Origin of the sequence: Acinetobacter sp. 1130196, assembly GCF_000588095.1 — a bacterium.
Taxonomy (GTDB): Bacteria; Pseudomonadota; Gammaproteobacteria; order Pseudomonadales; family Moraxellaceae; genus Acinetobacter; species Acinetobacter nosocomialis.
This window is the reverse complement of sequence record NZ_JFWX01000037.1, coordinates 24,876-42,814: the sequence shown is the minus strand read 5'-3', so window position 1 is coordinate 42,814 and position 17,939 is coordinate 24,876. Positions and strand designations below refer to the sequence as shown.

Genomic DNA, 17,939 nt, shown 5'->3' with positions numbered 1-17,939 from the left:
CCTTTACCATCCATACTGATTTGAATGCCATTTGATTTCAATACATCAATAAATGCATCACTGGTAAACTGACTGCCTTGGTCTGTATTAAATATTTCAGGTCGACCATATTTTTCAATAGCTTCATTTAATGTTTCTATGCAAAATGTAACCTCCATACTAATCGATACTCTATGCGCAAGTACCTTGCGGCTATGCCAATCAATCACAGCACATAAATAAACAAAGCCTTTTGCCATAGGGATATACGTTATATCCGTAGACCACACTTGATTACTGCGCTGAATAGCCAATCCTTTGAGCAGATATGGATATTTGCGGTGAGCTTGATTAGCCTGGCTTAAATTTGGTTTGCAATATAACGCATTAATGCCCATTTTCTTCATTAAAGTACGTGTATGACGTCGTCCTATATGATGTCCTTGACGATTCAACAAATCACGCATCATACGGCTACCTGCAAAAGGGTATTGCATATGTAACTCATCCATACACCGCATCAGCTTCAGATCTGATGCACTCACAGGTTTTGGGCGATAGTAATAACAACCACGGGAGACTTTCAGCAGCTGAGCTTGCTTAGATACTGAAATCTGAAGTGAGTCATCGATTAACTTTTGTGGTTGAAGCGGCCCAGTTTCTTCAACACACCTTCTAAAAAATCAATTTCTAATGCCTGCTCACCGATTTTTGCATGTAGTTTTTTTAGATCGATGGGTGGTTCTGTTGGAGCTTTTGATTGATCGAAAGCTTGCGAGGAAGCTGAAATCAGTTGATTTTTCCAGTCGATAATTTGGTTTTGATGAACATCAAATTCAGCACTCAATTCAGCAAGTGTTTTTTCTGCTTTAATCGCAGCAAGTGCTACCTTAGCTTTAAAATCATTTGAATGATTTCTTCTTGGTCTATGTGCCATAAAATACTCCATATATTGATGTTTATAACATCATTTGGGGAGCAAAATATCACTTATAAGTGTTGTTCAAATTTCCTGATCCACCTCTACCCGTTGCTTTTGTTGCCATTTTAGGTTGGTAAGCAGCACCTGCTTGCCCCGCAACTGGGTCAGCATTTTCAATATCTGGCGAACCAATTGCAATTGAACGGTAACCTTCTGCAGTTGCCGAGTGACCAATTGCTAAAGAGCCTTTACCGGTAGCAGCTGCAACATTACCAATGGCTTGAGAAAAATCAGCAGTCGCGGCAGATTGTCGTCCAAGTGCAAGAGCAGTATTTCCAGAAGACAAAGCTCCAGTCCCAATTGCTACGCCTGAAATACCTTGAGTTGTCGCATAAGAACCAATTGCGGTACCTAAACCTTTCTCAACTACAGCGCCAGTACCCACACTGATCGCACCGCCTTGTTTCATTGCACCAGCATAAGCACCAGTAGAATTATTATAAGGATTATTACGGTTTGCGATGTTAGAGCCCATTCTGTCTTGTGTTTGAGCTCCACAACCAATAGCAACATCTTTTTCATTGGCTGTACTCGCATTCCCCTCACGACATGAAGTTGTACCTGAAATAGAGGTTCCTTGACCTACTCCCCCTTCGGTATTTGTCCCTGCGAAAGCATTTGGAGCAAAACTAATTACACTTGTTAAAACTACCGCTGATACATTTAAAGTTTTTGATTTAGTCTTTGTTTTACCTTTTGCAATTTCAGATGTTGCAACCCATGCTCCAATTGAAGCATTCCAAATGACCTTATAAACTTTATTCATAAAACTTCTCAGACAAATACCAAAATTAAAGGTCAATAAAAATGTAGAAATACATTTTTAAAAAAATTTGACCAAAAAAAAGAGGCGGCATCCTAATTGAATAAATTTAAGGGGTAAACATTAGATCCTTTAAATTTATGAAAAAGTGAGACAAAATTCACAAAACAAAAATATTGATTAATTTTTAATTACTTGAATTTATTAATATATTTTAAAAGCAAATCATATTATCTCTATTGTGTTAATAATTTGTAAATTTATTTTAAAATAGAATAATAACTCTAAATATATGGTTATTTTTTATAAAATTAATAAAGAAATAAACTCTTTAAAATACACTTGTACTCTATTAAAAATAGAATATTAACTCTAAAATAAATATTACTATTAATATAATTATTCTGTAATCACCATCCATTTAAAATACACATGTATATTATAAATAATAATGCTTTTATACTACTAATAATAAATTATAAAATAAATAAAATTTTAAATATACTTAATAAAAATACCTATTATAAAATAAAACTAAATAAAGTTTTTTTGAAAGCTGACCGCCTTACTTGTACGGAAAAGTATAATTATTAAGTAAAAATGCTCAGCTTCACTACAAAATTTCATTCTTCTTAAGAATTAATCTATTGATTCATAACATTTTTAAAAAAAAGTTGACTAAATTAGTCCTTTTTTCAACATTTTCTATTGTCATGCCCTTGTAATTTTTAAAATACACATCACTATAAAAAACATGGCAACCTCGTTGTCACTCATTAGGAGTGCCCATGTCTGAACTTATTATGAATGAAAAAACTGACTTAGAGCCTCAGGTTCCAAGTGTATTACCACTATTAGCCTTACGTGATGTGGTGGTTTATCCACACATGCAAATTGCGCTATTCGTGGGTCGTGAAAAATCGATCAATGCAGTTGATGTGGCTCGTAACAGTGACAATTTAGTATTTGTAGTTGCGCAAAAAGATTCGCTTACAGAAGAAATTGATCACGACAATTTATACCAGTACGGTACAGTCGCTAAGATTGTACAAGTAGTTAATCATGAAAATGATGAAAACTGCATTAAAGTACTTATTGAAGGCTTACATCGTTCTAAGCTCACAAAAATTATCGATGAAGATAGTTATTTGACTGCTGAACATGATTTAAGCCCAATGACTATTAATGTAGATAAGGCAACTCAAGAAACTCGTTTACAAGAGTTACGTAACCTATTTGCTCAATATGCAGAAGCAAAATTACGTAATGCACGTGAACTGGTAGCTGCTGCCAATAAAATCGAAGACTTATTGCAATTGATGTTCTTCGTAGCAACTCGTGTACCTCTAAATATTGAAATTAAACAGAAATTTTTAGAGTACGATGAGTTTGAAGCTCATTTGCAAGAGTTGATGAACTACTTGATGAATCAATCTGCTGAACAGCAAATTGAGCAAACTTTACATGACAGCGTAAAACGCCAAATGGAAAAGAACCAACGTGAATACTTTCTAAATGAAAAAATGAAAGTCATTCAACGTGAGCTTTCCGATATGAATGGCGGTGCTGAAGATGACGTTGCTGAAATTGAGAAACGTCTTGCTGAAGCTGATTTACCTGAACACGTACGTAAAAAAGCCGAAGCTGAGTTCCGCAAACTTAAAGCAATGCAGCCTGCATCTAGTGAAGCTGCTGTGGTACGTAACTATCTAGAAGTGATTTTAGATACGCCGTGGAACAAAGCAAGTAAAGTCAGTATTAACTTAAATAAAGCTCAAGAAATTCTTGATGCTGACCACTATGGTCTTGATGATGTTAAAGACCGTATTGTTGAATACTTAGCTGTTCAATCACGTGTGAAAAAACTCAAAGGTCCTATCCTTTGTTTAGTAGGTCCTCCTGGGGTTGGTAAAACTTCACTCGGTGAATCAGTAGCTAAAGCAACAGGTCGTGAATTTGTTCGCATGGCGCTTGGTGGCGTACGTGACGAAGCAGAAATTCGTGGACACCGTCGTACTTATATTGGTGCGATGCCAGGTAAAATTGTGCAGTCTTTAACAAAAGTTGGCGTGAAGAACCCATTGTTCTTACTCGACGAAATTGACAAGATGGCACAAGATTACCGTGGTGATCCAGCTTCTGCATTGCTTGAAGTACTTGATCCATCACAAAACAGTAAGTTCAACGATCATTATTTAGATCTTGATCTTGACCTTTCTGAAGTAATGTTTATTTGTACTGCGAACAGTATGAATATTCCAGAAGCATTACTTGACCGTATGGAAGTCATTCGTCTACCGGGTTATACCGAAGATGAAAAAGTAAACATTGCTGAACGCTACCTTGTTCCTAAAGCAATTAAGAACAACGGATTACGTCCAAAAGAGTTAACAATTCATGAAGAAGCGATTCGTGACATTGTTCAACGTTATACACGTGAAGCTGGTGTTCGTAGTTTAGAACGTGAAGTTTCTAAGATTGCGCGTAAAGTGGTAAAAGAAGCCGTAAGTAAAAAATCTAAAAACTTACAGCTTGATGTTACCTCTGCCAATCTTCCTGAATACCTAGGTCCACATAAATTTGACTTTGGTATTGCTGAAGATGAAGCACAAGTAGGCCGTGTAAATGGTTTGGCATGGACTTCTGTAGGCGGCGAGTTACTTACTATTGAAGTTGCAGCTGTTAAAGGTAAAGGTAAATTTATTACAACCGGTTCACTCGGTGACGTAATGAAAGAATCAATTACCGCAGCAATGACTGTAGTACGTACACGTGCTGATGAACTTGGTATTGAAGCATCTCGTTTTGAAGAAACTGATGTACACGTTCACTTACCTGAAGGTGCAACTCCAAAAGATGGACCATCTGCTGGTTTGGCATTAACAACTGCACTTGTATCAGCATTTACTGGTATTGCGATTCGTCCAGACATCGCGATGACAGGTGAAACAAGTCTTGGTGGTCGTGCGATGCGTATCGGTGGCTTGAAAGAGAAACTTCTTGCTGCACATCGTGGTGGAATTAAGCTTGTCTTTATTCCTCAAGATAACGTTCGTGATTTGGCAGAGATCCCTGACAATGTGAAAGAAGGATTAGAAATCAAAGCTGTGAAAAGTATTGATGAGATCTTGCCTTTAGCATTAACTTCAATGCCAAAGCCTTTACCAAAAACACCGATTGTAAAACCGGTGGAAGGCTCAAAAGCAGCACGTCACTAATTAAAAAATAAAAAAGAGAGCTTCGGCTCTCTTTTTTTTGTTACATAATTTGATTGAAAAATATCCAACCATCCTCATAATAAGAAGTAAGAGTGATTAATTTTATTATTTACTCTTATCTATCTTATGTTACAGATAGCCTTGTTTTTATTCTCTATGATCATCTGAACTCCAGACAGATGATCATTTGATCGCAGTCCAACACTGTTTTTTGGACTGCGTTTTTTATGCTCACTTACTCCCCCGCAGTTATTGTCTCCTCAGGTATAATACGTCAGCTGTTTTGACTGAATAGACCACATGAAAATTCGTATTCTGACCATTGGTCAAAAAATGCCTGCTTGGGTACTTACTGGTTTTGAAGATTATTTCAAACGCATCCAACCTTTCGTTCAGACTCAAGTGATTGAACTTCCAATGGCAAAACGCGGCAAAAATGACTCAGAAGCAGATATTTTAAAATACTGCCAAATTGAAGGTGAAAGTATTTTAAATGCTTTAAAGCCCAACGAGACACTTATTGCTTTAGAAGTTGGCGGACGCGAACTTAGTACAGAAAAGCTGGCTGACACCATGAAACAATGGATGCTTGAAGGTAATGATGTTGCACTGGCTATTGGTGGCCCAGATGGCTTGTCTGATCAGGTACGTAAAGCTGCTGCCTGGCATTGGTCACTCTCAAAACTTACCATGCCTCATCCTTTAGTTCGTGTTTTATTAATCGAACAACTTTACCGAGCGATGTCTATTAATCATAATCATCCTTACCACCGTGCATAAAAAGAACAAACGTTTCATTTTAAGAACAATCCGTTGAAATCAGGATACTTTTAACATGTCCTGATTTTGGCATAATGACTATTATTCTGCTTTTCAACTCAGGTGTAATGAAATGGAACTACAAACCCTTCCCGGACTGTTTATTTCACATGGTTCACCCATGCTTGCACTTGATCCAGAACAAGTGGGCCCTGCCTTACATCGCCTTAGTGTGAATCTACCTACCCCAAAGGCAATCATCGTGATGTCTGCTCATTGGGAAAGTAAAGCGCTTGAAGTAAGTAGTTCAACACGTCCAGAAACATGGCATGACTTCCGTGGTTTCCCGCCAGAGTTGTATGAGATTCGCTATAGCGCACCAGGTCAACCAGAACTTGCCGAAGAAATCTTAAAGTTGTTGGCAGATGCTCACTTCGTTGCTCATGCCAATAGTACCCGCCCTCGCGACCATGGTGTATGGATGCCTCTTTTACATATGTATCCAGATGCAGACATTCCTGTTGTTGAGATTTCCTTACCAATGAGCTTAAGCGCACAAGAAATTTATAGAATTGGGCAAACACTTGCGCCTTTACGTGAAAAGCAAATTTTACTGATTGGTTCTGGAAGTATTACCCATAATCTTGCTGAATTGTCATGGCAAGGTGATAGTTCAAAAGTTCCTGAATGGGCTTCAACGTTTAGAAATACTGTTGTTAATAAACTTTCTCATCAAGATTACGATGGCGTGTTGGAATGGCAATCATTACCTTATATAAAACGTAATCATCCAACTCTTGAACATTTTGCACCGTTATTTTTTGCAATGGGAACTGGCCATCGTTTTACGATTGTTCATAGCAGCTTCACAATGGGCTCGTTAGGTATGGATATATACCGTTTTGATTAATTTTTAGGAAATACCCCGTTTTTGCGGGGTATACCACTATTTTTATTAAAAATTCGAATAATTTACAAACTTATACATTTTAAAAACCGAAACAATCATATGTTTACATTTTATTTTTTTAAGAATGTTTTAAGCTTAGTGCTGTTGTTTTTTTACTTGAAGTTTTTTAAATGAAAATTAAATATTTAATTCTTGCGTTGTTACCTTTTTCTTTGATGGCGTGTCAAACAGTTTCAAATACTCAAGCTCCAATTGTATCTGAGCAACAACAAAATCTTGCAGCAACTTTAAATGAATATGCTTGGACTTATCAAAATGTAAAAGCTTCTAAGCCACTTGTTCTTAATTTTAATGCAGATGGTAAATTAGCAATTAACACAGGTTGTAATGGTCAAGGTGGTACTTGGAAAGTTGAAGGCAACCAACTTGTAACCTCTCCTCTCGCATCGACAATGATGGCTTGCCAAGACGATTTAATGAAACAAGAACAATTGTCTAATAGCATCTTTAGTGAAGCAAAATTGCCAATCGAAATTAGTAATAGCAATGGTCAGGTAATCTTAAGCGTGACAGATAAAGCAGGTCAAAAGCATATTTTCCAAGGCGTAAAAGCAACTAATACTCAAGCTTTAACTGATTATTCATGGGCATATCAACCTGAAAATACTAAAAAGCCGATCGTTCTTAACTTCACAAACGACCGTTTGTCTATCGCAACAGGTTGTAACCGCCAAGGTACAACTTGGAAAGTTGAAAACAATACTATCGTAACTGCTGATGTCATGTCGACAATGATGGCGTGTGAACCTGCGTTAATGAAACAGGAACAATTCTCTAGTAGCCTGTTCCAAAAACGTGCGATTCCATTTGAGCTTAATACGACAAATGCTGATCAACCAACATTAACAATCCTTGATGCTCAAGGTCAGAAATATACTTTCACAGGTAAAATGACACCTGAAGCAAAATACCAGTCTGAAGGTAAAACTGTTTTCCTTGAAGTAGCACCAGAAACTAAATCTTGTACGGGTGTTGCGCCACAAACTTGTTTGCAAGTTCGTGAAGTTAAATATGATGACAAAGGCGTAAAAACTTATGCCGACAAAAACTGGTCATTATATTATGGTCAAATCGAAGGTTTTGAACACAATCCAAACCAACGCGTAATCTTACGTGTAAAACGTTTTGAAGTGAAAAACCCAGCAGCTGATCAATCTAGCCAAGCAGATGTGTTAGATATGATTGTAGAGCAAGAAATGGTTAAAAAGCCTAAAAAATAATTTTTAGACTAAAAAAATCCGATGCATAAGCATCGGATTTTTTATTTCTATATTTTAATAAATACCTTGTGCAAGCATCGCATCAGCAACTTTTACAAAGCCGGCAATATTGGCACCATCTACATAGTTCACAGTACCGTCTTCTTTTGTACCATATCTAACACAGTTGGCATGAATATCTTTCATAATTGCATGTAAGCGTTCATCGACTTCAGCATGTGTCCAGCCCAAACGAATTGCATTTTGGGACATTTCTAAGCCAGAAGTTGCCACACCACCTGCATTAGATGCTTTACCAGGGGCATATAAAATCTTAGCTTCAATAAAATGCTCAACTGCCTCAAGTGTAGATGGCATGTTAGCGCCTTCAGCTACACAAATGACACCATTAGCAATAAGTGTTTTAGCATCTTCGCCTGTTAATTCATTTTGTGTAGCACATGGTAAAGCAATATCTACAGGAATATGCCAAGGGGTTTTACCTTCAAAATATTCAAAACCATGCTTAGAAGCAAACTCCGAAATACGCCCACGCTTAACGTTTTTCAGCTCCATGACCTCAGCAAGCAACTCATCTGTAAAGCCATTTTTTAGATAAACAGTACCGTTCGAGTCTGACAAGGTAACCACTTTCGCACCTAAGAACATTGCCTTCTCTGCCGCATATTGCGCAACGTTACCAGAACCAGATACTGAAACAGTTTTACCAGCAAAAGATAGCCCACGTGTTTTTAGCATTTCTTCTGCAAAATAAACCGTACCATAACCTGTTGCTTCCGGACGCATTAAGCTACCGCCAAATGAAATTCCTTTACCAGTAAATACACATGCCGTGTCATTACTGAGCTTTTTCATCATGCCAGCCATGTAGCCTACTTCACGCGCACCCACGCCAATATCTCCAGCTGGAATATCGGTATTGGGACCTAAATGACGGTAAAGCTCAATCATGAGTGCCTGACAGAACCTCATAATTTCAGCATCAGATTTACCTTTAGGGTCAAAATCTGAACCTCCTTTTCCTCCACCCATCGGCAAAGTAGTCAGTGAGTTTTTAAAAGTTTGCTCAAATCCTAAAAATTTTAAAATAGATAGGTTGACCGACGGATGGAAACGCATACCGCCCTTGAATGGACCAATTGCTGAATTGTATTGAACACGGAAAGCACGGTTTACTTGAGTCTGCCCTTGATCATCCATCCATGAAACACGAAATTGAATCACACGCTCAGGTTCAACCAAACGCTCTAACAATCCCTGCTCTGCATATTCCGGATTTTTTTCAATGAATGGCCACAAACTTGTCATGACTTCTTCGACAGCTTGTAAAAACTCAGGTTGATGCGGATCACGCGCTTGCACGTAATTCAGGAATTCATTCAGATTGTTATATTTCAATGCACGGTCCTCAGCATAGTAATGAATTAAATTGGTGCAATACATTTTAAAATGCATCATTTAGCAGCAAAATATTAAATCCCTTTCCATCAATTTTAACAATAGTTATTTTAAATTATTTTATTTTACTTAATTATCATAAACTTAATTTTAGAAAAACTATCTAAAAATCAAAAATAGTCATTTATCTTTTCAGTTTTATTGATCTATTATTGTGCAATATTAGCTACATTTTAGGTCAATCAAAAAGCCAATAAATTCGTTAAAATCCATTGACCTTACTTAGGTTTTTCTTCATTATCGCATCGTTTTAAGCAAGCTATTTTCCTCTATGAATCCATCTATTTCTCTCATACGCGAGATTGATGCGTTATTACCACAAACACAATGTGGTTTATGTGGACACCGTGACGGCTGTCTACCTTACGCAAAGTCCATTGCTGAAGGTGAAGAAGCAAATAAATGTGTTCCTGGTGGACAGCCAGTGGCAGATGCGCTCGCAAAATTATTAAATCGTTCATCGTTACCTGCTGAAACAAGTGTCTGGCCTGTACAAGCCGATGGACGCCCGCAACGCATGAAAGCGATTATTCGCGAAGACGAATGTATCGGATGTACAAAATGTATTAATGCTTGTCCTGTAGATGCCATTATTGGTAGTGGTAAGCTCATGCATACCATCTTGACTGATTTGTGTACAGGTTGTGAGTTATGTATTCCACCCTGCCCAGTTGACTGTATTGATCTGGTCGAAGACACTCAAGCTTTGCCGAACGAACAACAGCGCATTGCAGAGCAAGATGATTTAAGACAACGTTACTACGCGCATATTCAACGCGAAGAAAAACGTCGTATACATCGTAAAGGGCCTGTTGTACGCGCTGAAATCGATACACAACTTTTTGCACAGTTTTCTCAAGCACTTGATGATTTACCTTCAATTCAAATCATTGAGAAGCCAAAAGAAGCGGTTGTAAATGATGCAAAAACTACGATTGAATTAGCTAAAATTCGCACACAAATTAAAAAGTTGGAAAAGCAGCTCAGTGTTCGAGAAGATGCAAAAAAACGTCTTCAACTTGATGAACTACAACAGCAACTCATTCAATTACAGGAGGTCTGAATGGCCGTCAAAAACATGACGAAAAAGCAGATTCAAATTTTCTTTGAACGCCTTCGTGAACAAAGACCTTCTCCAGAAACCGAATTAAAATATTCATCACCTTTTGAATTATTAATTGCCGTCATGTTATCGGCACAAGCAACCGATGTTAGCGTAAACAAAGCAACAGATAAGCTTTATCCTGTCGCCAATACTGCTGAAAAAATCTATAACTTAGGTGTAGACGGCTTAAAAGAATATATAAAGACCATTGGCCTTTATAACGCGAAAGCTGAAAATGTTATTAAGACCTGTAAGATTTTAATGGAGCAATTTAACGGCGAAGTTCCAAGTAATCGAAAAGACTTGGAAGCTTTACCAGGTGTAGGTCGTAAAACAGCCAACGTGGTTTTAAATACAGCATTCGGGCAACCAACTATGGCTGTCGACACACACATTTTCCGTGTGGGAAATCGTACTGGCTTAGCAGTAGGTAAAAATGTTCTTGAAGTTGAACACCGTTTAGTTAAGGTAATTCCAAAAGAATTTATTATAGATGCACACCACTGGCTGATATTACATGGCCGTTATTGCTGTATTGCCCGTAAACCGAAATGTTTCGAGTGTGTTGTTGCTGATGTATGTAACTGGCCAGACCGCTTTGAATTTGGCGCCACAAAAGCAATTCCAACAAAAAACCTCAGTTAATCCTGAGGTTTTTTAAGCTGCTGCAATTTGGGATGTAGTTGACGTTCTCGTCCGTTCTTTTTATTTTCCAAAGCCTGTTGTTTCTGCACATGACGCAACATTTTTTGACTTTGATATAGTAAAAATAACAATAGTGCCAGACTCAGCAATACCACTAAAAACAAAATGATTTTCATATCGTTCTCCCGCACTCAATGAAAGAAAAGAGCCCTCATAAAGAGGGCTCTTTATCACAAATAATATTAAATTATTTGTCTAAGATGTTGAACAAATCTTTTTGTACATCTTCAATAGTGCGCAAGCCATCAAGCTTGTCATAAGTTGGCGCATTTTCACCAGAAGCAGCACGGCCTTGATAGAAACCAACTAATTGCTCTGTTTCAGTATGATAAGACGCTAGACGCTTACGGATGGTTTCTTCTTGGTCATCTGGACGTTGAACAAGATCTTCACCAGTTTCGTCATCTTTACCTTCCACTTTAGGTGGATTGTATACAGTGTGGTAAACACGGCCAGAAGCTGGGTGCTGACGGCGACCAGAAAGACGTTTTACGATTTCTTCGTCAGGTACATCAATTTCAATCACGTGATCGATGCTGATGCCTTCTTTTTCCAATGCTTCTGCTTGAGGAATCGTGCGTGGGAAGCCGTCAAAAATACAACCATTCACGCAGTCCGGTTGAGCAATACGTTCTTTTACTAAACCAATAATGAGTTCATCTGAAACTAAACCGCCAGATTCCATTACACTTTTAGCTTTTAAACCTAATTCAGTACCTTCACGAATTGCAGCACGGAGCATATCACCGGTTGAAATTTGTGGGATATTGTAGCGCTTACAGATCAACTGAGCCTGAGTACCTTTGCCTGCCCCAGGTGGTCCGAGTAAGATAATGCGCATAAAAAACATCCTCATTTAAAACAATGAATGTGAGGTCTGGCAGATTTAATTTCGTTGATCCTGATAGATCCTGCCCGACTTCGAATTATAAGAAAGCCACAAACAAATGTATTGTACCAGCAATAAATCCGGTTACCCCACCTAGTACAATAAGAATCCACTCGTCCTCTTGGAATGCTGGACGTAACAAATTCTGAAACTCTTTTGGTGTCAGTTCACGAATACGCTCTTTAAACATTTGAAAAATCTTCTGTGCCCGGCTTGCATTCAGTGCAGGGTCACATACGGGTCCCATCGTAATTTCAATTGAACGATCAATCAAGTCCGTCTTTAATCTTGCGTACTCTCTTGGGCCCAAAGAAAGCTGTAAAGATGTACGAACAAGTGGAGTTTCCATAATTTCGTTAATATGACGTTTAACAATACGACGTGTTTTGTCCTTGCGTGAACCGTACATCATTTCTGTCATAATCGATTTTAACGTAATTAGGTCTTCTGTCACTACACTAGAAAAGACTTCAGAGACTTCTTCTTGACGCTTCATGAAAGCACCTTGGAAATTATAGGTACCGATTCGTAAAACAGGCACAATCCAAGGGAACTTGCGATCTTTGGTTAATCTAAATATTTGCGGATAACGAACGTAATGTGGCTCAATTGGGTTAAATACCATCCAGATTGCAATCCAGTTGGTTAAAAAGCCCCAAATAGATGCCCAAAATGGTACCGTCCAATGCCAAGGTACAACAAACCAGACAACCATCTGGAAAATACCGAAGAACATCCCGATTAGAGCACTAATATGCCAAATAAAGTTGATTTCTTTTTGCCCAACTTTTAAAAACATACGTACCATTAAACGGCGGTCACCTTCCATTTGGCTCACCACCATTTCACGCATATCAACCAGTGACTCGACATTCATGGTCAGTTCAGTTACTAATTCTCTTAGCACACCTGGTAACTGCTTATGTGCTTGAGCATAAATACGGCGTTTAATCGAATAAGGTAAATTTTCCCAAAGCACTGCATTACGATCGATCATCACTTCATCAATCAAATGCTCAAGTTCAAATCCGACTTGTTCACCAATAATACGTGCCATGTCTTCAGGGTCCATTGCCTCTAAAAACTCACGTAAAGAGCCTAACTTAGATAGAGTATTATCGGTAATAATTCCTGAGATACGCCCTGCTTTACGTGGCACAATACCTTGCCAGCCGACTGGTAAAGGTCCTAAATGGAATCCCCAAAACTTGATTGGGTAAAACACCATTTTTAAAGCCATCCACACATGTGCCCATGTGACAAAGGCAGTGACCGGAATGATACTCAAAACGGCCCAAAAATCAGGTCTGTGTAAAAAGGTCTGCCACAATCCGCTGACGTACTCTAACATGTAAGACTCTCGTATTTATTTGTGCTCTGCTTATGGCGAGTTAACGATAAGCTGCTTTGTTTTATAAACCAAAACTTAGAGAATAAGAAAATTGTATTTGCGGTTTTGTATTGGCAGCAACGGCTCCATTTTGATCAGTTAATTTTTCAGCTGCTCCAATACCCACACTAAAGGTACTAATCCTTTCTGAATTCAACAATACATATGCCAAATCGACGCCAGCACCTAAACGAGATTTATAATCTCCGTCTACAGATTTGCTATCAAGATGTCCAGCATAAAAGCCAATATAGTAACCATTCTTATCAGTTCCGGTAAGGTAGTAAGGATAGCGAAATCCGACTTGTCCACCGGCAGTTTTATCACCATTTAAAAATGCACCAACTTTTGCATAAGCAATCCCATAAGGATTTACCCACTCACCATTGAGATGTAACAATTTTTGAGTAAAACCTGCGCCTACATTCCAAGTTGCTGCTTTATGATCTGCTAATTTTGCTTCTGGAAGAAATGAATAATCTTGAGCATGAGCCCAACTACTTACTGTCAAAACTGCAAGTAAGGGATAAATTTTTCTCATTATTTTCTCCATTTTCCCTAATCGTATGGTGAGAACAACCCTATTCTATTGAATGAGAGACTTTAACAGAATTATTTTGCTTCTTATATACAAGACTCTACAATTTTGTTGTCTACAAAGTCAAAAAAGCCAATTTGTTTCTTCACTGAAACTTTGAAAATTATGCAATATTTTAACTGCGCTTGCGTTAGAATAAGCAGCTATTTTTCTCATCCTATGTCATTAAGTCGATCCGTATGAAACAGCACTTTCCTTTAAAAGATATCCAGCAAGAAAAGCGCATTTATCGAGGTCGTATATTTTTTGCCGTAGGTCTTGTGATTATTTGTCTATTAGTATTAGCAAGCCGATACGCCTATCTACAAATTTTTCATTACGATGAGTTCTCGACCGCATCGGATAAAAACCGTATTCGCTTACAACCTCTCCCCCCTGCTCGTGGTTATATTTATGACCGTAATGGCGTTTTATTAGCAGATAACTATCCTGTTTTTACCGCAACATTAAGTAAGGCTGATGTTGAAGATCCGGATGCGGTTATTGAACAATTACAACCCATTTTAGAGCTGACTCAAGAAGATGTAGACCGCTTTAAAAGCCGTATTAAAACGGCGCGTAAAACTGAACGCGTAGCAATTAAGCTGAACTTAACCGAGACAAATATTGCCAAGTTTAGTGAAGTTAAATACAAATTCCCTGGGGTGAGAATTGAAACCCAAATGACGCGCTATTATCCGCATGGTGAGTTGTTTGCTCATGTGATTGGATATGTGGGCCGTATTAACGATAAAGAATTAAAAAGTATTGATAAAGATTTATACGCTGGAACAAACCTGATTGGTAAAATCGGCGTAGAGAAAAGTTACGAAGATTTACTTCATGGAACACCGGGTTATGAATCTGTGGAAGCAGATGCTCATAGTAATGTATTGCGCCATTTAGGACGTAAAGACCCAACTCGCGGTAATGACCTGTACTTATCATTAGATTATGGTTTACAAGTCGTAGCATCACAGCAACTTGCTGGACGCCGTGGTGCAATTGTTGCGATAGACCCACGTACAGGTGAAATTCTTGCGTTGGTTTCAAGTCCAAGCTTTAACCCAAACTTATTTGTGACGGGCATTAATCATAAAGATTATAGCTCGCTACGTGACAACATCGATCAACCTCTTTATAACCGTGCTGTTCAAGGGGCATACCCTCCTGGTTCGACCATTAAACCAATGGAAGCGATGGGTGGTTTACATTATGGTATTGTCGACTGGTCTACTGCTATTTCCGATCCGGGCTACTTCCATTTACCTGGAGACTCTCATAAATTCCGTGACTGGAAAAAAACTGGTCATGGCATCGTGAACATGCATAAAGCGATTATCATGTCTTGCGATACCTATTTTTATATTTTGGCAAATCAAATGGGCATCGACCAGATGAACCAATGGATGCGCCAATTTGGCTTTGGTCAAAAAACAGGTGTCGACTTACCAAGTGAAAGTGAAGGTTTATACCCAAGTCCAGAATGGAAAATGCGTACACGCAAAACTAAATGGATGAAAGGTGAAACAATTTCCGTCAGTATTGGTCAAGGTGCATTTACTGCAACTCCATTACAACTTGCAATGGCAACTGCTATTACAGCGAATCACGGCTCTCATGTAGTTCCACATGTTTTACGTGCATCGCATGGTGCAAAACCTTTTACAGTCCGTAATGCGCCTGATGGAAAAATTAATTTCAACGGTACAGACGAAGACTGGGTAAAAATGCGAGAAGCCATGATTGATGTAATTCAATCAGGTACTGGACGTGGTATCCGTACATCGCTCTATCAAATTGCCGGAAAAACAGGTACGGCACAGGTTAAGAGTATCGCGCAAGGTAAACGCTACAACGAAGCTGCGCTTAGTGAACGCCAACTTGACCATGGTTTTTTTGTTGGGTTTGCCCCTGCCGATAAACCAGAAATTGCTATTGCGGTCATTTGGGAAAATGGTCGTCATGGTGGTTCCGCAGCTCAACTTGCTAAGCCAATATTTGATTACTGGTTATTAACCCGCAATAAAAATCCAATTCGTCCAGCCAACCATCAAGTTAATGGTGGCCTTATGACAGCCGGAATTAAACCGGGCGAGCTTCCAAGTGGCGGCGAAACAGCTAGCTCTACTCCAGCAGCTGCTACAACTACCGCAGCAGCAACATCTGCTCCACAAGCTGCTCCTGCTCGCCCTGCTACAAATGAGATCGATGAATAATGAAAAATCAGTTGCGCATTATTGGGGGCGAATGGAAAAGACGAGTTTTGCCATTTGCCAGTATTGAGGGTTTAAGACCAACCCCAGATCGTGTCCGTGAAACGTTATTTAATTGGCTCATGTGGGACATTCAAAATGCTCAGGTTCTCGACATCTGTACAGGTTCTGGTGCATTAGGCTTTGAAGCACTTTCGCGCGGTGCCGCATTTGTTTATATGATTGAACCTGATAAGACTCAAGCACGATTTTTAAAAGAGAATATCCAGCTTTTAAAAGCGCAAAATTGTCATTTAGTTAATGCAACTGCTCAACAAGCATTACCGCGCCTAAAAGAACAATTTGATGTAGTTTTTTTAGATCCGCCTTATAGTCTCGATCTATGGCAAGAGCTCGCTCACTTGGCAGATTCACATATTAAAAAGAATGGATACATTTATGTTGAAGCTGACCGAGATTTATCTCAGCTTCAACTTCCTGCAACATGGCAACAAGTTAAAACCACTAAAGCTGGTACAGTCCATGCAGGTCTTTATCAGAAAATTTAATCATGTAGAATTTTTATAACGAATTACTTTAACTGATCTATTTATCTGAATTAGATTATTTTAATTTTGCATTTCAGAATAAATAGATCGTAAAAAATCGTATGAGTTGAGCTCGGTCGTAAGGAAAACTCGAAATATATTCATAACCAATTTTTAGTCTTGGATTAACACTATAGTTAACTCCATACCCAACTGAAATGGATAAATCTTGAATATTAATATGATTCGTTAAACCAGCGATGCTTTTGCTGTGAAGTTGCCCCGTATCATAAGCTGTATAATTATAAATCACCCAACACTCATTTGAATAAAATTCGTTTTTAAGCACATTATAGTTATTAATTTCATCATCATGCTCAATTGCCAACCGCCTTTGTTCCAAGTTTAAATCTGATTGATCTAACAACTGATCTGTATTTAATAAAGCAGAATCATCGCTTTCTGGTTGAAAAAAATCATAAGCCTGAATATATCCACTATAAAGCATAGTGATCACTGTAAAAACAGTATAAAAAATTTTCTCTACACACATTTTATTTTGCAAATTCAAAAAGGTAGCTTAAAGCTACCTTTTTTTGCAAGGTTTTAATTAACTTAAACCAATGACTGCCACAATTGCTGCGCAGGTACCCATAATTTTTTTGCCATAAGGTACATATCGTGTAAATATTGCGCCTAATGCAAGTCCAGCACAATAAATAAGTGCCATACCGGTAACCATACCAGTTACTAATGCAACAATATGCCCTGCATGTGCTAACTCAACTCCATGAGCTACTCCATGAAAACTTGCGAGTAAAGCAGCAGCCATAGGCCATATCCGATTTGATTTTGTCCATAATGCAATCGCTGTAACAATCAAAGAAGCAATAATCCCATATTCAGCGATACTCTCTGGTATTAGACCTTGGGCACCTACTAAAAAGCCTACAATCAAAGCAATACTTAGAGTAATGACACCGGCAATTTTCCATTGTTTAGCTGCTGACCATAATAAGATACCAAAACCTAAAGCCATCACTAAATGATCGAGACCAGTAAAAGGATGAATAAAACCTGCTACAAATCCAGAATGCTCATGATCATGACCCGGGTGTGCCATAGCTAACACAGGTAACATGCTAAGGAGCCCGACACTACATTTTTTAATGAAATTCATA

The 17,939-nt window shown here is 38.4% G+C and carries 15 protein-coding genes and 2 pseudogenes; 8 read left to right on the top strand and 9 right to left on the bottom strand.

Annotated features, from left to right (window positions below; translation table 11 throughout):
* Positions 1-928: pseudogene (locus tag J671_RS25390) on the bottom strand (IS3 family transposase); the annotation flags it as partial.
* Between the two features lie 73 nt (positions 929-1,001).
* Positions 1,002-1,727: pseudogene (locus J671_RS19870) on the bottom strand (ESPR-type extended signal peptide-containing protein); the annotation flags it as partial.
* A 785-nt stretch (positions 1,728-2,512) separates the two neighbouring features.
* Here J671_RS19870 and lon point away from each other — a divergent pair.
* The 4 genes from lon to J671_RS19850 all read left to right on the top strand — a co-directional run bounded on the left by lon (position 2,513) and on the right by J671_RS19850 (position 7,891).
* On the top strand, positions 2,513-4,942 hold the full coding sequence (lon, locus tag J671_RS19865; protein WP_004710036.1) for an endopeptidase La: 2,430 nt from the start codon (positions 2,513-2,515) through the stop codon (positions 4,940-4,942).
* Positions 4,943-5,242: 300 nt separating this feature from the next.
* Positions 5,243-5,722: a 23S rRNA (pseudouridine(1915)-N(3))-methyltransferase RlmH gene (gene rlmH, locus J671_RS19860; RefSeq protein WP_002054393.1), complete on the top strand. Its 480-nt coding sequence runs from the start codon at positions 5,243-5,245 to the stop codon at positions 5,720-5,722.
* 112 nt (positions 5,723-5,834) lie between these two features.
* The gene (locus J671_RS19855) at positions 5,835-6,611 is read left to right on the top strand and encodes a dioxygenase (protein WP_004888192.1); all 777 of its coding nucleotides are present in this window, start codon (positions 5,835-5,837) and stop codon (positions 6,609-6,611) included.
* A gap of 170 nt (positions 6,612-6,781) precedes the next feature.
* On the top strand, positions 6,782-7,891 hold the full coding sequence (locus tag J671_RS19850; RefSeq protein ID WP_006581012.1) for an META and DUF4377 domain-containing protein: 1,110 nt from the start codon (positions 6,782-6,784) through the stop codon (positions 7,889-7,891).
* A 54-nt stretch (positions 7,892-7,945) separates the two neighbouring features.
* Here the strand turns inward: J671_RS19850 and gdhA are convergent, their stop codons facing one another.
* Complete coding sequence (gdhA, locus tag J671_RS19845) at positions 7,946-9,349, bottom strand: NADP-specific glutamate dehydrogenase (protein WP_004888194.1); 1,404 nt, start codon at positions 9,347-9,349, stop codon at positions 7,946-7,948.
* A gap of 271 nt (positions 9,350-9,620) precedes the next feature.
* Between gdhA and J671_RS19840 the strand changes: the two genes are divergently transcribed.
* Together J671_RS19840 and nth are read left to right on the top strand one after the other, a co-directional pair.
* Positions 9,621-10,412 (top strand): RnfABCDGE type electron transport complex subunit B, encoded by a 792-nt coding sequence (locus J671_RS19840; protein WP_002054379.1) that lies wholly within the window; start codon positions 9,621-9,623, stop codon positions 10,410-10,412.
* Positions 10,413-11,099 (top strand): endonuclease III, encoded by a 687-nt coding sequence (gene nth, locus J671_RS19835; protein WP_002054431.1) that lies wholly within the window; start codon positions 10,413-10,415, stop codon positions 11,097-11,099.
* Here the strand turns inward: nth and J671_RS19830 are convergent.
* The 4 genes from J671_RS19830 to J671_RS19815 form a co-directional block, all read right to left on the bottom strand.
* A complete protein-coding gene (locus J671_RS19830) occupies positions 11,096-11,275 on the bottom strand; it encodes a hypothetical protein (protein ID WP_004888196.1) in 180 nt (59 codons plus the stop codon). The two genes, nth and J671_RS19830, sit on opposite strands and share 4 nt — an antisense overlap.
* A gap of 71 nt (positions 11,276-11,346) precedes the next feature.
* Positions 11,347-12,000 (bottom strand): adenylate kinase, encoded by a 654-nt coding sequence (gene adk, locus J671_RS19825; protein ID WP_002054405.1) that lies wholly within the window; start codon positions 11,998-12,000, stop codon positions 11,347-11,349.
* A gap of 85 nt (positions 12,001-12,085) precedes the next feature.
* Entirely contained in the window at positions 12,086-13,399 is a 1,314-nt protein-coding gene (locus J671_RS19820) for a membrane protein (protein ID WP_004710044.1), read from the bottom strand.
* A gap of 61 nt (positions 13,400-13,460) precedes the next feature.
* Complete coding sequence (locus tag J671_RS19815) at positions 13,461-13,979, bottom strand: hypothetical protein (protein ID WP_002054381.1); 519 nt, start codon at positions 13,977-13,979, stop codon at positions 13,461-13,463.
* Positions 13,980-14,215: 236 nt separating this feature from the next.
* Between J671_RS19815 and mrdA the strand changes: the two genes are divergently transcribed.
* The gene (gene mrdA / locus J671_RS19810) at positions 14,216-16,234 is read left to right on the top strand and encodes a penicillin-binding protein 2 (RefSeq protein ID WP_031983164.1); all 2,019 of its coding nucleotides are present in this window, start codon (positions 14,216-14,218) and stop codon (positions 16,232-16,234) included.
* Positions 16,234-16,779 carry a 16S rRNA (guanine(966)-N(2))-methyltransferase RsmD gene (gene rsmD, locus J671_RS19805; protein ID WP_004888199.1) on the top strand — a complete coding sequence of 182 codons (546 nt, stop codon included), beginning with the start codon at positions 16,234-16,236 and terminating at the stop codon, positions 16,777-16,779. Before mrdA ends, rsmD begins: the two co-directional genes overlap by 1 nt.
* A gap of 73 nt (positions 16,780-16,852) precedes the next feature.
* Here rsmD and J671_RS0104925 read toward each other — a convergent pair whose 3' ends face one another.
* Positions 16,853-17,311, bottom strand: coding sequence for a hypothetical protein (locus J671_RS0104925; protein ID WP_004888202.1), 459 nt, complete (start codon positions 17,309-17,311; stop codon positions 16,853-16,855).
* A gap of 57 nt (positions 17,312-17,368) precedes the next feature.
* Positions 17,369-17,938, bottom strand: a complete 570-nt coding sequence (locus J671_RS19800) for a HupE/UreJ family protein (RefSeq protein ID WP_004888204.1) — start codon at positions 17,936-17,938, stop codon at positions 17,369-17,371.
* Position 17,939: the final 1 nt, after the last annotated feature.